The 16,888-nt window shown below is 38.0% G+C and carries 11 protein-coding genes; 2 read left to right on the forward strand and 9 right to left on the reverse strand.

Going from position 1 to position 16,888, the window contains the following annotated elements; translation table 11 throughout:
* Positions 1–150: 150 nt before the first annotated feature.
* The 8 genes from AC4IF5_RS00715 to AC4IF5_RS00750 all read right to left on the reverse strand — a co-directional run bounded on the left by AC4IF5_RS00715 (position 151) and on the right by AC4IF5_RS00750 (position 12,902).
* Entirely contained in the window at positions 151–1,533 is a 1,383-nt protein-coding gene (locus AC4IF5_RS00715; protein ID WP_490730729.1) for an MFS transporter, read from the reverse strand.
* Positions 1,534–1,547: 14 nt separating this feature from the next.
* Positions 1,548–2,069, reverse strand: coding sequence for a nuclear transport factor 2 family protein (locus tag AC4IF5_RS00720; protein WP_490730730.1), 522 nt, complete (start codon positions 2,067–2,069; stop codon positions 1,548–1,550).
* Between the two features lie 7 nt (positions 2,070–2,076).
* A complete protein-coding gene (locus AC4IF5_RS00725) occupies positions 2,077–3,936 on the reverse strand; it encodes a glycoside hydrolase family 13 protein (protein ID WP_490730731.1) in 1,860 nt (619 codons plus the stop codon).
* A gap of 112 nt (positions 3,937–4,048) precedes the next feature.
* On the reverse strand, positions 4,049–5,035 hold the full coding sequence (locus tag AC4IF5_RS00730; RefSeq protein WP_490730732.1) for a bile acid:sodium symporter family protein: 987 nt from the start codon (positions 5,033–5,035) through the stop codon (positions 4,049–4,051).
* A gap of 81 nt (positions 5,036–5,116) precedes the next feature.
* Positions 5,117–7,273, reverse strand: coding sequence for a glycoside hydrolase family 97 protein (locus AC4IF5_RS00735; RefSeq protein ID WP_490730733.1), 2,157 nt, complete (start codon positions 7,271–7,273; stop codon positions 5,117–5,119).
* An 87-nt stretch (positions 7,274–7,360) separates the two neighbouring features.
* The gene (locus AC4IF5_RS00740) at positions 7,361–8,431 is read right to left on the reverse strand and encodes a SusE domain-containing protein (protein WP_490730734.1); all 1,071 of its coding nucleotides are present in this window, start codon (positions 8,429–8,431) and stop codon (positions 7,361–7,363) included.
* A gap of 21 nt (positions 8,432–8,452) precedes the next feature.
* The gene (locus AC4IF5_RS00745) at positions 8,453–10,045 is read right to left on the reverse strand and encodes a RagB/SusD family nutrient uptake outer membrane protein (protein WP_490730735.1); all 1,593 of its coding nucleotides are present in this window, start codon (positions 10,043–10,045) and stop codon (positions 8,453–8,455) included.
* Between the two features lie 13 nt (positions 10,046–10,058).
* Positions 10,059–12,902, reverse strand: coding sequence for a SusC/RagA family TonB-linked outer membrane protein (locus AC4IF5_RS00750; protein WP_490730736.1), 2,844 nt, complete (start codon positions 12,900–12,902; stop codon positions 10,059–10,061).
* Positions 12,903–13,233: 331 nt separating this feature from the next.
* Here AC4IF5_RS00750 and metG point away from each other — a divergent pair, with 331 nt between their 5' ends.
* Complete coding sequence (metG, locus tag AC4IF5_RS00755) at positions 13,234–15,273, forward strand: methionine--tRNA ligase (RefSeq protein ID WP_490730737.1); 2,040 nt, start codon at positions 13,234–13,236, stop codon at positions 15,271–15,273.
* A gap of 177 nt (positions 15,274–15,450) precedes the next feature.
* On the forward strand, positions 15,451–16,116 hold the full coding sequence (locus AC4IF5_RS00760) for a hypothetical protein (protein ID WP_490730738.1): 666 nt from the start codon (positions 15,451–15,453) through the stop codon (positions 16,114–16,116).
* Here AC4IF5_RS00760 and AC4IF5_RS00765 read toward each other — a convergent pair.
* A complete protein-coding gene (locus AC4IF5_RS00765; RefSeq protein WP_490730739.1) occupies positions 16,089–16,793 on the reverse strand; it encodes a class I SAM-dependent methyltransferase in 705 nt (234 codons plus the stop codon). The genes AC4IF5_RS00760 and AC4IF5_RS00765 overlap by 28 nt on opposite strands.
* Positions 16,794–16,888: the final 95 nt, after the last annotated feature.

The following is a 16,888-nucleotide window of genomic DNA, read 5'->3' on the forward strand; positions in this document are numbered from 1 at the left end:
AGGAATAAGAGTAAGTTTTGGATAAAGGCAACAACAATCAACATTAAAAGAAAAGCGGGCTAAAGCCCGCTCCTATTAATTTTTACATTATAGCATTTTCATATTGTCGTTAACTGATTCAGATCTAAGTTCAAATTTACAGCGCAACTTCTAAAAGTGTACCTGCTTAATCTCCTCTTCTATCTCCTTAGGCGTTTCATCCTCTGACTTAACAAAGATCATGGTGACTACCGCTCCAATCAACATACAAACACCTCCTACTACTACGTAATCCATAGCTTGCTTACCGAAAACACCGCTTACAATAGGTCCTCCAAACAGACCATTGATGATCTGGGGAATCACAATAAAGAAGTTGAATATCCCCATATAAACTCCCATTTTCTTTTGCGGGATCACTTCAATCAGCATAGCGTAAGGCATAGCCAGGATACTTGCCCAGGCAAATCCTAATCCAATCATTGAGATCCATAAGTGGTCCACATCTTTGATAAAATACATCGAGATCAGCCCCAATCCTCCACACAAAAGAGCTAAAGCGTGAGTCTGCTTTTTACCGATCCATTTTGCAATAGGTGTCAGCAGAAATGCAAACGGGATGGCCCACAGGTTGTACATTCCGAAAAGCTTACCGGTTAAATCTCCTGCATCATTAAAAGCCTTTGAATGGGTATCATCCGGGGATAAGCCCATATGATGGGTAGCCAGAGCACTGGTTGTAAAAACCCACATGGTAAACAACGCAAACCATGAAAAGAACTGTACGATTCCCAGTTTTTTCATCTGCGCAGGAATCTTTGCAAAGTCTTTAAATATATCTGAAAATTTAGATGGTTCTTCAGCTTCTTTTTTATCTTCTTCAAATTCTGCAAACTCCTGTGGTGAATATTCCCTGGTAGTAATAATTGTATACAAGATAGACAGAAGAAGCAATCCGGCTCCTACATAGAAAGAATAGATCACATTATCTGCAACAAAACCTTCTGGGGCTTCATTAGAAATTCCAAGCTGTGTAAGCCAATCCGGCAAATAAGATCCTAAGACGGCCCCGATTCCTATCAGAATAGTCTGAACAGAAAACCCTATAGTACCCTGATGCTTTGGCAGCATATCTCCAACCAGAGCTCTGAATGGCTCCATCGCAATATTCACAGAAGCATCCATCATGGCAAGGAAAATCACGGCTAATAACAGTGCACTGGCAGCAAACATATGGGTTACAGATGCGGCATTCGGAAGTAACACCAACCCTATGGCACACAGAACAGCCCCAATCAGAAAGTAAGGTTTTCTCCTTCCGAGCGGACTCCAAGTATTATCTCCCATATGCCCGATAATAGGCTGGATGATAAGTCCTGTAACAGGTGCTACCAGCCAGAACCATGATAATTCATGAACATCAGCTCCTAAATTGGCAAGAATACGGCTTGCATTTCCATTCTGTAATCCAAATGCCATCTGGATTCCTAAGAATCCCATACTCATATTGATGATCTGAGTAAGTGAAAGTTCCGGTTTTATTTTTTTGGTCATTGCTGTCTTTATGATTATTTTGTTTTTAATTTCCGGATCAAGGCATCTTCAAGTGCTGCTTTTTCAGCGACTACTTTGTCCACTACATCATTAGGAACGGTCATAGAAAGCACATATTGCTTTATTTTCCAGCTTCCGTTGATTTTCTCTACAACCCCTGACCCTCTGCAGATCTTCATCTGGGTATCCAATAGTTCATCAAACCAGGCTAGTTTTCCATCTTTACTGAAATAAATATTTCTTTTAAGAGCGGTAAAATTCCAGGTCTTTTTTTTATCAAAATGAGGTTTTGCCCAGATCATGAATTCTTTTTTATCCCATACTTCTGTGGCATCAGTTCCGATGAAAGTAGACTCGTTCGCAAAATAATTAAAATAGGTATTATAATCTGCTTTTGCAGCTGCTGCATTAAAGCCGTCAAGCATGGTGCTGATCTCTGTTCTTTCTTTTTCAAATACTTTATTTGACTGTGCTGAGAGTACTGAAAATCCTAATAAAAAAAGGATGAAGGTATGAACAGTTATTAATTTTTTCATAGGTACATTATTTTTCAAGTTCAATGATAAACGGAGTTTTTGCCGGAATTGTTATCGTATTCTGTAGATTTAAATCCTTTCCTGAAAGAACTTCCTTCCCTCTGGAAAATCCTTTTAACGATTCTTCAAAATATTTCAGGTCTATGGTCTGATCTTTTTCATTATTATTGAGAATTACCATTATACTTTCTTTGTCATTGTATCTGAAATAAGTGAATACTCCATCTTTAGGAACGAAATTTTTAGTTTTTCCGGTGTGAATCACCTCCTTTCCTTTTCGCCAGTTCAACAGCTTCTGAGTAAACTGGAAAAATTCTTTTTGTTCCGGAGTTTGTGCTGATGGGTTAAAAGCGTTCTGCTTATCAGACTTCCAGCCTCCCGGAAAGTCCCTGCGGATATCAGCGTCTCCTCCTTTTGTCTTATCGCCACGCATTCCTATTTCTGAACCGTAATAGATCTGTGGAATTCCACGGACTGTTGAAATCAGAGTCAGTCCCATTTTATAGGCCTTAGGATCTGCATTGAAGATCTCATTCCATCTTTCGGTATCATGATTTTCAAAGAAAACCAACAGATTATTGGTATCCGGGTAAAGGAAATCGCTGGTGAATGCATCATAGATCCTGTTCATTCCGGTACCCCAGTCCTGTTTTTCCTGAAAGGCTTTAGGCATTTCACCGTATAATACAAAATCCATTACAGACGGTAGGTTAGAATTATATCCTGCCGCTTCTCCTGTTTTAGAATCCTTCTGCCAGGCTGAGATATGCCCCGCAGTCGAAAGCCATGTTTCTCCTACAATATTAAACTTCGGATATTCATCGGTAATTGCTTTGGCCCATTTTGCCATGGCTTCTTTGTCATTGTAAGGATAAGTATCTACACGGAATCCTCCCAGCTCGGCATATTCTATCCACCAGATCGCATTCTGGGTCAGATATTTTAAAACCAATGGATTTTTCTGGTTAATATCAGGCATTGTTGTATCAAACCATCCGTCCAATGCGTATTTTTTATCAATTTCCGAAGCATTGGTATCGAATTGAGAGGTTATTTTATAATTGGATCTTTTGAAACCGTTCTCTCCTTCACTGAACCAGTGGATCCAGTCTTTCGTAGGAAGGTCTTTAATCATCCAGTGGGAAACGCCCCAGTGATTGGTCACGTAATCCATCACCAGCTTCATATTTCTTTTATTCAATTCCTGAGAAAGGGTCCTGTAATCTTCATTGGTTCCATACCGGGAATCTATTTTATAAAGATCGGTCTGGGCATATCCGTGATAGGAATAGACTTTTTCGTTATCTTCATTTACAGGCGTTAACCAAACCGCAGTTGCACCCAGATTCCGGATGTAATCAAGGTTGTTAATGATTCCCCGCAAATCGCCTCCATGTCTTCCGTTGGGTAAGCTGCGATCAGCCTTTTCCGTTAAATCCGGAGTGGAATCATTCTTTTCGTCGCCATTGGCAAAACGGTCCGGCATGATCAGATACATCACATCCTTTGAGGTATACGATTCCCGGTCTGCTGATCCGGAATTTCGCTGTTTAAGTTCATAGGTGTAAGACCCCAGATTCTTTTTATTTTTTTTAATGTTGATGGTAAACTTCGGAACGTTGATCTCATTGGTATTGACCGTAATAAAAACATAGTTCGGGTTTTCTACCTTCTGAAGGTCTTTAATCTGTATACCATCCGAAAGGGTAATTTCATTACTGGCAATTCCTTTTCCATAGACAAGGATCTGAAGTTCCGGGTTTTTCATTCCTTTCCACCAGAAAGCAGGCTCTACCCTTTCCAGCGTTTTTTGTGAAAAAGCGACAGAAGCTGCTGACAATGCCATAACAAAATATAATTTCCTCATAATCATCTAATTATTTTATTTTTGAATATAATTTTCCTGCAAACTCATTGACATTGAGAATACAATGGTCTTAAGAATAACTTTCATAGATTTAAAGATAATGAAATATATTTTATTCCTTGATTTTTAAAGACTTTTCTGCAATTTTACCTGCCAGCCAGCTTACATAAAACAGCTGAAAGCTATGATACACCATTACCGGTAATAAAAACAATACTTTCTGCTCATCAGGAACATTTAAAACCAACAGGAAAAGACTCCCATGTACCAGCGATTTTTTTGACCCGCAGAATGTGACCGTTATTGTATCCTGAACATTGAATTTCATTTTCCAGCAGATCCGTTTAAGAATATTATACACTGCAAAAAACAGAAATACCACACTGAAGGCCAGAATCAAAAAGGTAACCGGAGGAACGGAGCTGAAAATATTTTCGAGAAATGCTGTCGAGAAACTTTCATAAACAATCAATAAAATAATCAGCCGGTCAAATTCTGCAATAATATTTGAGTATTTAATGATCCATTTTTTGAAAACAGGATTCAGTAAAACCCCTAAGATAATGGGCAATAAAACTTTAATTAAAAGCTGCTGTACAATTTCGCCATGGTTTCCCGAGCCTGAATCCGAAGTTAAGAAAAAGCTCATCAGAAGAGGGGTCATAATAATCCCGATCAGCCCGGAAACAGAAGCATTAAAGATCGCAGAAGTGACATTTCCTTTCGCAATGGAAACCATTACCACCGATGATGAAACGGTAGAAGGCAGAGCAGCCAGGAAAAATACGGACAGCCAGATAGTATAATACTCCGAATCTTTCACCAAAGGATAAAAGATCAAAACCAAAAGAGGAAAAAGAATAAACGTTCCGGACTGGATCAGCAAATGCAGCTTCCAGTTGGATATATCTTTTACAACTTCCTTTAAATTGAGCTTTAGCCCATACAGTAAAAAGATCCCAGCAATACCCCAGTCTATAAAGGCTGAAAGGTTAAAATACCTGTTGTAAGATTCCTGAAACGGGATCAGCTTTGCCATTAATACCATCAGGATCAGCAGGAGAAGAAATACATTTTGCTTATTAAAGATTTTTGCCATCAACATTGGAAAATAGAATATTTGAACATAAAAAAATCCTTAAAGGCTTTTGCCTTTAAGGATTATAAAGTTAAGAAATATTTATTTTACAGGCCTGATAGAAATGGCGAAACCACCGCTTCTTGCCATTTTAAAATTAATTTTTGATTTGCTTGTAATTTCTTTCTTGTAGATATTATAGCTTTGGGGATTGTCGATATAATCAGCATCCTTTCCATCTTCATAGATCGTTGCCTCATATTTTTTTCCTTTGTCCAGGAATGAGAAATCTACCGTGTACTCTCGTTTGTTTTCATCAGTAATTCCTCCTACAAACCAGTTTTCACTTCCTTTTGCTTTTCTGGCAGTGATCACATAGTCTCCCGGCTCTGCGGATAAGATCTTCGTATCATCCCAATCTGCGGCTACATCTTTGATAAACTGGAAAGCATCCATATGCTTTTTATAGTTTTCAGGAAGATCAGCTGCCATCTGTAGCGGCATATACATCGTTACGTATAATGCGAGCTGCTTTACCAAAGTAGTTTTCACAAAACGGTTATCTCCAGGGAAATAATAGTCCAGCTTAGTTTGGAAAATTCCCGGTGTGTAATCCATAGAACCTCCCATCCATCTTGTAAACGGAAGTACGGTCTGATGATCCGGCTTGTTGCCTCCAAATGCTTCATATTCTGTTCCACGGGCTGCTTCTGCAGAGATATAGTTCGGATAAGTGCGGCTCTCTCCTGTAGGGCGTACAGATTCATGAGAATTGACCATGATCTTATAATCGTTTGCTTTTTCAGCGATTCTGTAATAATGGTTGATCGTCCATTGAGAATAATGGTGCTCCCCTCTAGGAATGATATCTCCTACGTAACCTGTTTTCACAGCATCGTATCCATACTTATTCATAGTCTGGAATGCTTTATCTGCCCATCTTTCATAGTTCGTTGCAGAACCTGAAGTTTCATGGTGCATGATCAGCTTGATTCCTTTAGAATGCGCGTAATCATTCAGCATTTTGATGTCAAAATCCGGGTAAGGAGTAATGAAATCAAAAACATATTCTTTAGAGTGGCCGAACCAGTCTTCCCAACCAATATTCCATCCTTCGATCAACAGTCCCTGGAATCCGTTTTCAGCAGCGAAATCGATATATTCTTTTACTTTTGTATTGTTCGCGGCATGTTTTCCGTTCGGGGTAAGTTTGGTAAAGTCTGTTTTTCCTAAATGAACATTTTCTGCTGTTGAATAAGCCCACTGAGATTTTCCAATGATCATTTCCCACCAGACTCCCATGTATTTCGTAGGATGAATGTAAGAAGTATCGGTATACTTCGTTGGCTCATTCAGGTTGAAGATCATTTTGGAATCCATCACCTCTTCCGCTTTTGGTGCAACAATGATCGTTCTCCAAGGGGTTACAGAAGGAGTCTGTATATATCCTTTTGCTCCCTGTCTGTCAGCTGTCAGATGCGTTTTGAACTTAAAGTTCTGCGCATCCACTTCCAGATGTGAAGCCGGATAATCCAATACTGCCGCTTCTGCAACATTGATGTATAAAGGTGTTTTTCCTTCTTTTTTAAGCATCAATGGAGACTGAACCGCATTTTTCACCAAAGTCTGTGAAGCATTGGCATCATATGCTTTGTCCCATTTCGCCGGAATTTCAGAAACTTTTGTTTCCTGGTACTGATATTCCTGAGAGTCATAATCTGCTACGATCCACCAGGCCTTCATATCCGTTGGAAAATCAATTTCAGAATCTTCTTCCCTGATTACGAAATAATTAAGGTTCTTTTGCTGTGGAAACTCATATCTGAACCCAAGACCATCATTGAACAGTCTGAATTTCACGACAATGCTTCTGTCTGTAGAAGCCTGATTCAGCGTTACCGCCAATTCGTTGTAATGGTTGATATAATTTTTCTTTTCTCCAAGAACCGGCTGCCAGGTCTCGTTTTTGGAGTCTCTTTTTTCATCTACCTTTGCAAAACCGTTGTTCAGGTCGTATTTTGCATCTTCTGGTTTGGCAATTTCAGAAGCAAATTTTATGGCTGTGTCTTTAAATAATCTCAATCCCAATTTAGAATCTTCCACCACTACTGCACCATTGTATTTCAGGTTATAGTACGGCACTCCTTCTTTCAGCTGAAAGTTCATTTCAAACTTTCCATCCGGAGATTTTAAAGATTGTGCTTTCACACCTACAAACATCATTGAGAGCAAAAGCGCTCCAACTGTAATTTTCTTCATAATGACTATTTATTAACTTTTTAAAAATAGACAAAGTGCTGCGGTAAAGCAGCACTTTGCTTTATTTTCAATTTGACTTTTATTATTTTAGAATACCGGAATTACTGAGAATTCTTTTGTAATATCATTGAAATATACATCATAATTGAAAGCTTCACTTACCGGAATATTCCCTCCATTCAATTCTGCTACTCCAAAAAATTCATTAGCAACACCCCAGTTAGTTCCCCAATCATGATTAACTCTGAATTTAAATTCTCCTGAATTTAAAACTACTTTTTTCTTCACCCAAATATGAGGATCGAACGTTGACACCTCTAAGTCTACATCTGTATTCCAGTCTCCTGAAGCTGATCCGATCATTGAAATCGTAGTATATGTTACTGTTGGATCACCCATTGGGGTAAGAGTATACTTCAGAGTATTTATATCAACTGAAAGTTTATAATATCCTGCTGCCGACACTGAAATATTAGAAGATCCTCCTCCCGCTAACAACATTCCTGCTGAAGCTCCTAATCCGTATTGTATATCCCAGCTTCCAGGATTCTGAATAAGCTTAAATCCTCCGGCTGCAAAATATCCGGTATAAGAATATATTCCTGCTGTCGCCGTTTTCTGTAGAGGGTAAAGCTTTTCATTGGTTACCGAATTGTCCCAGCCTCCGGCAGTTGCATCACCAACCAGGTAAAGGTCTGTATAATTATATACAGGTCCTAAGATATAAGGAGTTACTGTAATGGTCATTACATCAGAATAATAATTTCCGTATCCCACTGTAGTTTTCAATCTTACTTCTATTTCATTAGCTTGATCTCCGGCTGCTCCCATACTTAATACCAGTGTGTTAAGCTGCTTATTGGTCATAGTATAAGGAGAAGTTACTACATCTATAGTCTTGCTGTTCTTAAAGTTTTCTCCTTTAATGCCAAATTCAATTTTTGAAGAAGCAACTATAGGTTGATCAAAAGTTGATTTTGCCCAGGTAAAACTTATTGCTGTAGCATCCTGATTATCTTTATCCAAAATAACTTCAGTTTTATCTGATGAGATTTTACTTTGGACTGTTTCATTAAGGATTACCTGATCGTCATCTGTACAGGAAATAACCAAAAGGCCGATAAAGGCTATTGTCAATATTTTTAAAAAATGTTTCATTTTCAATTTCTGTTTTTAAGATTAATAGCCAGGATTCTGAGTCAAATTGGGATTCGCTGACAAAGCTGAATTCGGAATAGGAAACACGTTGTAATTAACAGAAATTGAAGTTCCGTCTTTTACTCCGCCTTTCCAAGGCCATAAATATGAACCTCCGGTAAATTTTTCAAATCTGATCAAATCTGTTCTTCTCTGACCTTCCAGATTAAACTCTCTTCCTCTTTCTGCTAAAATGAAATCCAGCGTAAGGTTGCTTGCAGTGATCTGAGATGCGGTTCTTTTGGTTCTCAGCTCATTAATATATGTCAAAGCCTGCCCCAGGTTAGCAGTTGATGCTCCTCTTAAAGCACATTCCGCATAAGTAAGATACGCTTCCGCCAATCTGAATACAGGGAAATCTGAACCTGAGAAATCTGTTGCTTCTGAGTTTCCTGTTGTTCTCAGGTTTCTGAATTTTGTTGAAGGATAGCCGTCCGTCCAAGTTTTATAATCTGTCATTTCATATTCATGACCGGTTTGCCAGAACAGCTTTCCTCTCTGATCCTGAGTATTGGTTACTGCAGATGCACTTCCTCCGTTATAATCCGTCAGACTGCTTCCAAATAATCCGTACCATGCTTTTGTAGCCCTGTGGCCCCCCCATCCATCACCTTTGATTCCAAGAATAGCAGGATTAAGAGTGGACGGGCTTCCCCCTGTGCTACCATTAATGATATAGGTGGAGTTCCCGTAACTTTGAGTTCCGATAGGGTCAGCAATTAATGGGAAAATGATTTCAGATGAAGTATTATTATCAGCAGAAAATATTTTAACATAATTTGTGTCTAATGAATATCCTCCTTCGTCAATGACTTTTTTAGCATAGTCAGCAGCATCATTCCATCTGGCTGTACCTGTATACACCTGAGCGTTAAGATATAATCTTGACAACAACATCTGTACAGTTGCTTTGTTTACGTGACCATATTCTGTTGTCTTTGCTATTGTAGGTTCGATTGCCAGCAATTCACTTTCCACATAGTCAAACAACTCTTTTCTTGATGCCTGACCTTTTGGAACCGGATTGGCAAGATCTTTCTCTGTAACGATTACCCCTTTCCCAAAACAATCGATCATATAGAAATAAGAAAAGGCTCTGATAAATCTTAATTCACTAATGTACTGATCCTTGTTATCAATATTCGCTTTTCCAAAAGCATCGATCAATGCATTAGCCTGAGGTACTGTATAATATACTCTGTCAAAAAGATATCTGAAGAACTTATTATCTGCTGTCCAGTTAGCTGTTGTAGTCAGCTGATCCAATCCATTGTCTCCCCATCTGTTTTTCATTCCGTCAGCGGTAAAATCTTCAAGATTGATAATCCCTCTAAGGAATACGGTTTCACCTTTATCATCTCCGGTAATATCTGCCTCTCCAGGTCCTTTTGCACTTGACATTGACAAGGATGCGTATACCTTAGCTAAAAGACCGTTTGCGGCATTAGGCTGAGATTCCAGAAGCTGCTCTAAGGTCAAAAGATATTCCGGTTCTGTATTTAATTCATTCAGACATGAAGTTGTAGAAACCAGTGCGAATGATAATAGTATTATTTTAAATTTATTAAGTTTCATTGTGTATCAAATTTTAAAAATCAACATTAACTCCAAATGTATATATTCTAGGTCTTGGATAGAAGTTGGCGTCTATCGCATTGAAGTTTTCAGGATCCTGTCCTACATAATTATTGGTAATAATGAATGCGTTGTTTACAGAACCATAAATTCTTAATGTTGTCCCTTTAAACAGGTTATCAAATTTATATCCTAACGTAATATTTTCACAACGAAGGAATGTAGCATCATGTAAGTTATAATCAGATAATCCCTCTGCGCTTGCTTTTGTTGTAAATCTTGGATCTGCCGCTCCATCATAGAAATTAAGAACGTTATACAAACTATTACTGTTCACCGGGTTAGAAGCTTCCGTATATCCTCTGTTTACTCTTGCTGCATAATATACTTTTCCTCCAAGCTGCCCTCTGAAGCTAGCTGTCAAATCAAAATTCTTATAATTTAAAGATGTACCGAACCCGAATGTCCATTTAGGTCTTAAAGGAACAAAGGATTTATCTGCATCATTGATGATTCCGTCTCCGTTTTTATCTACAAAGACGCCAGGTAAAACTCTTCCGTCGCTGTCATAAACCTGCTGATACACCCAGGCAGAATACGGCTGCTGCCCAACAGCATGCTGTGCCAAGATCACACCGGTTCCTGCAAATGCCAGAGAAGATTCATTAGCTGCCACTTTATCTCTTCCTTTTAAATCGTCTACATTTCCAATATTATATGCTATGTTTCCATTTAAATCCCAGTTTAGATTCTGTGTTCTTACAGGTGTGGCATTAAGAGAAGCTTCGAAACCTTTATTTGTTAAACTTCCTACGTTATCAATGAACTGGTTGGTCAACATCTGTCCTGACGGAAAAGGAACCTGTGCCAATAAATCGGTAGTTTTTCTGTGATAATACTCAATAGATCCTGATATTCTTCTGTTTCTGGTCCCAAAATCAATCCCGGCATTGTACGTTGTTGTCTTCTCCCACGTCAGGTTCGGATTATAAGCCAAAGCTGTATACAATTCTGGCAGAATAGTTCCATTGGCTAAAACCGTTCTAGGGAAATAGAAATATCTGATATCCCCAATTTCATATAACGGGCTATACGGATAGAAACCTGCTGATCCTGTTATATCCTGCTGTCCCGTTCTACCCCAGCCTAATCTTAGCTTTAATTCTGAGAAGCCAGAGTTTTCCATCCATTTCTCATCATTGATTTTCCATGCAAAAGCGGCTGCCGGGAAATGGCCCCATCTTTTATCTGAAGGAAACAGAGATGAACCGTCAGCACGGTAACTCAAAGTAAATAGATATTTATTCTGAATATCAATATTTGCTCTACCAAAGAATGATTGAATGTTCAGTACATTTCTGTAGTTATTGGCATATTTGCTGTAAGGTGATTCTTCACGGATACCGGTTGGAGAATCCATATTAAACAGCTGCTTCTTTCCTTTATTATCAAAGTTCTGATAAGAGTATCCTCCCTGAATATCAAATTTTGAAATAAATTTATCATCAAATTTCTTACTATATGCCAAATAAGCATCCATAAGCCGGTTGAAAATATTCTGATCTTCACCATAGTTCAGGCCAGGATTGTAAACACCTCCTACAGCAACATCACCCTGATAAACTGGTTTATAAGACTGTAAGGCATTTCCACCATATACTTCACGGATTTTCGCATAAGAAGACTCGGCTCCTAAATTCACCACCGCTCTTAAATCTGGCAGAAAGTGCATTTTATAATCAAGCTCAATGTTTCCTAAAAATTTTTGTACTTCTTCGGGTCTTGTACGCTGCATCAGAACGGCCACTGGGTTTATTGCACCAGTCATTACATATCCGTTAAAGGTCTGATAGTAACTTCCGTCTGCATTATATATTGGTTTTGTAGGATCTGCAGTAATTGCTCCACCAATTGCCCCTTCAGCATCAATGGTATTCTTCTTGGAAATGATATTCTTGATGTTAATATCTATTTTCAAATGATTATCAAATAAAGTCGGGTTCAACTTCATAGAGGCTGTATACCTGTCATAATCATTTGTTTTTACAATCCCTTGTGTATTATTATATCCAAATGAAAATCTGGCCGGAATTGATTTAAACAGGTTCGATCTGATACTCAGGTTATGATCAGTGGAAACAGAAGTTCTGAAAATCTCGTCCTGCCAATTGGTATTGTACATCACCTGTTGTCCATTTTCTGTAACTCCAAGCATATTGGCATATGTCGGATTATACTCATTCATGAATCTCTCAAAAGTAGGACCATCCATTACATCAATAGTCTTGGTTACTTTACCTATAGAGATATTCCCACTATAGTTGATTCTCATTTTTCCGGAAGAGCCTTTCTTTGTCGTGATAATAATAACCCCGTTTGAAGCTCTGGAACCATAGATGGCAGTAGCAGAGGCATCTTTCAATATTGAAAAAGACTCAATATCATTTGGGTTTACCAACGACAATGGATTTGACACTCCTGCCGGATTGGAAGAATCCAAAGGAACACCATCAATCACAATAAGCGGATTATTGTTTGCAGTTAAAGAAGCACCTCCCCTGATCCTGATATTAGGCTTTGAATCCGGGGAACCTCCGTCATTGGTAATTCTTACCCCAGGAGCTTTACCATTGATCAGCTGGTCTGCAGAAACAATGGCTCCTTTGTTAAAGTCCTTTTCAGAAACCGCAGTTACAGAACCTGTCAGGTCAGACTTCTTTTTAGCACCATACCCAATCAGCACAACCTCTTCAATTTTCTTCTCATTGGTGATAGAGTCTTTAGTCTGCGCGTGCATTACTGTGCTGGCCAGTAAAAAAGCAGGCGCTATTTTTAATACTGTTGTAAAATTCTTCACAATCTTATTTTTATAGTTTCGTTTTCAGTTTTATTTTGGCATAAAGCCAGTTTTGCAATTTATAAAAAAAATAGAATTATCATAAAATTAATATAATTTAGGATAAAATTATGTATATTACGATACTTTAATAAATTAATTATCTAAAGTTCAACATTTTAAACGATACTATGCTAAACATAATATACAGTTCAGTTTAACTCAAAGTTAAACAAATGTTTAACTTTATTTCATATTCAACTCCTGAAATCGGGTTATAGCGTTTAAGAATTCCACTGTTAGTGGAATTCGGGAGATAATCCTTATCTTTGCAGTCAAAACTTTACTATAAATGTCAAACAGAAAGATGATTACGGCAGCTTTGCCTTATGCAAACGGACCGGTTCATATAGGACATTTGGCAGGTGTTTATATTCCTGCGGATGTTTACGCAAGATTTCAGAGAAGATTAGGAAAAGATGTAGCGTTTATCTGTGGTTCGGATGAGCACGGAATTCCTATTACCATAAGAGCCAAAAAAGAAGGCGTTACCCCTCAGGATATTGTGGATAAATATCACGAAATCATTAAGAAATCTTTTTCTGACCTGGGAATTTCATTCGATGAATATTCAAGAACGACTTCCAGGAATCATTATGAAACCAGCCAGGATTTCTTTAAAGTTCTTTATGAAAAAGGAAAATTCACTGAAGAGGTTTCTGAACAGTATTTCGATGAGCAGGCAGGAGAATTCCTTGCTGACCGATATATTGTAGGAACCTGTCCAAACTGCGGCAACGAAAATGCTTATGGAGACCAGTGTGAGAAATGTGGTTCTACCCTTTCTCCTTCAGAACTGATCAATCCGAAATCAATGCTTAGCGGAAATGTTCCTATCCTTAAAGATACAAAAAACTGGTATCTGCCTTTAAATGAGTATGAAAGTTTCCTGAATGAGTGGATCATTGAAGGCCACAAAAACGACTGGAAGCCTAATGTTTACGGACAGGTAAAATCATGGCTGAATGACGGATTGAAGCCGCGTGCCATGACCAGAGACCTGAACTGGGGAGTTCCGGTTCCGCTTCCGAATGCAGAGGGAAAAGTACTTTACGTTTGGTTTGATGCACCGATCGGGTATATTTCGTTCACCAAAGAATGGGCAGAGAAAAATGGAAAAAACTGGAAAGATTACTGGCAAAGTGAAGACAGTGATCTGGTACATTTTATCGGAAAGGATAATATTGTATTCCACTGTATCATTTTCCCATCAATGATGAAAGCGCATGGAGATTACATCATGCCTAAAAACGTACCAGCATTTGAATTCCTGAACCTTGAGAACGATAAGATCTCAACGTCAAGAAACTGGGCAGTATGGGCGCATGAATATGTAGAAGATTTCCCTGGTCAGCAGGATGTTTTAAGATATGCTCTTCTTTCATCGGCTCCGGAGACAAAGGATAACAACTTTACATGGAAGGATTTCCAGACCAAGAATAATTCTGAATTAGCAAATATTTTTGGTAACTTCATTAATCGTGTTTCTGTATTAATTAATAAAAACTTTGAAGGAAAAGTTCCTGAGGGGGACATTAATGCACCTGAATTAGAAGAAATTAGCAAAAGAGCTATAGAAATCAGAAATTTTCTTGAAAATTATGAATTCAGAAATGCATTAACAGCATTTATGAATCTTGCAAGATTTGGAAATCAATATTTGCAAAACGAAGAGCCTTGGAAGACAGTTAAAAATGACATTGAAAGAACTAAGAATACGCTGTTCATTGGTGCGCAGATTTCAGTTGCATTAGCAAATTTAGCCGAGCCATTCCTACCTTTTACAGCTCAAAAACTTTATGAAATTTTTAATGTTAAGCAAAAAACATGGACTGAAGTTGAAAATTCAAAAGTTTTAATTGAAGCTGGTCACTCAATAATGGCTAACGCTCCAATTTTATTTTCTCAAATTTCAGATGATGTAATAGAAGCTCAGATTCAAAAGCTGGAAGACACCAAACAAAACAATAAAAAAACAAACCCTAAAGCCAATCCCATGAAAGAAGAGATCACATTTGATGATTTTACTAAAATAGATCTTAGAACTGCGACCATTTTAGAAGCTGAAAAAGTAGAAAAAGCAGACAAGCTATTAAAGCTTACTGTTGATACGGGAGTAGATGTAAGAACGGTTGTTTCAGGAATTGCAGAAAGCTTTACTCCTGAAGAGGTAGTTGGTAAGCAGGTAATGATCCTGTTGAACCTTGCCCCGAGAAAGATCAGAGGAATTGAATCTCAGGGAATGTTGTTATTAACAACCAAACCGGACGGAAAATTATCTTTTGTAACACCGGATGACCATACTGTTGAAAATGGTATCGAAATCGGATAATCATTTGCAACTTAATATATATAAAGGACTGTTTTTAAAAGCAGTCTTTTATTTTTGGATAGGATTGCTTTGTTATTGGATAGAGCAAAGGTTGTATTTCCGATAAAATTGAGTATTGTATATTTTACATCAGACATTTATCCTACTCATTTTTATTTATATTTGCGACCGTAATTTATGGTGAATAGAAATGTTTTAAGGAAACTTTCCAATTTTGAATTGGAAAATTATCTGAAAGAGGAAAACTGCTTTATACCCGAAGCAATTCAGATGGCTTTTGAGATTCTGGAAGAAAGAGGACGTATCTTCACAGAGCAGGAAAAAAATGCGGTGCAACAGCTGATTCGCAGCAAAAAAGAAGCAGAAGAGACAAAACTTGCGAAAGAGAAAGAATTGTGGAAAGATCATATTACTGAGGATCCCAACGCTATCAAGCTTTATTCAAGAGAACTTATCTTACTTATTAGTATCATTCTGGGAACGATTCCCAGCTCAATATTATTGGGATTAAATTTTATTAAGCTCAAAAAATATGGCCCTGCAATCCTGACCTTTATTTTTGGTTTTATATTTTTACCTATTCAGAATTTTGTCGTTCACTTTATGTATCACAATACTCAGCATATTTTTACCTACAAAAGAAAAAGCCCTGAATTTTTTATGGCAGCTACAGGAGCTTTGATCCTATTGGTATTCTGGGTAGTATTTACACCCAAAAAGCTGCCCTACAGAGCAGCTTCCTATATTTTTCCTATTGTCATTTCAGTGATAACGCTGGCTTTAATAGCAACCAATTATCAGGGATGGTTCTCAAGCTATATCTTAGTCAGCCTGGCTAAGTAAGAATCTTCATCCTTTAATACTTTTTCTATTTTAAAACCATTGTGCTGAGCCGCATTTTTTAAAGTATTGAAATCAAGATACAGCCATGTGATCGGTTCCTCAGACTCACCTTTGTAATGAACAACATAATCCAGCTCTCCATAATATCCTCCGGCAGGAATATATACACCTCCATCCTTATCACGGTCAAACATATAAAGGATGTCGGTACTGTCGATCAGGATCTGCCCGTTTTCACTTAATAAAGTATGCAGCTTTTGAAGGTAGGCATCAATTTTAGCCAGGCTTTCAAAAATGCCGGTTCCGTTCATGAGCAACAGGATAGTATCGAAGGTTTCCCCTGAAAGATCAAGTATATTTTTACAGACCGCTTTCTTTATTCCCCTCAGCCTGCAAACGTCAACAGATTTTGGAGAAATATCCAATGCTAATACGTCAAGGTTCCTTTCATTCTGAAGGTATAAAGCATGGGAACCAGCTCCCGCTCCAATATCCAGGACTTTTCCCTGAGACAACTGTAAAGCTTTCTGCTCAATATCATTCATTTCTTCAAAATCTCTGAATAAATAATCTACGGGAAGTTCATCCAGTTCAGAAATTGATGTTTCAGTCTGCAAGTCCTGAGGATCCTCGTTGTGGTAATAATCCCAGATCGCTCTGCCCATTAAGTCTTTCATAAATGCAAAGATAAGGCTTCAGGGCTCAAAGTTCAAACTCAAATATCAAAATCGATTTGCCTGTATTGCAGCTTTAACGGTAACTCTACACAACA

This window comes from Chryseobacterium sp. UF-290 (assembly GCF_058245615.1).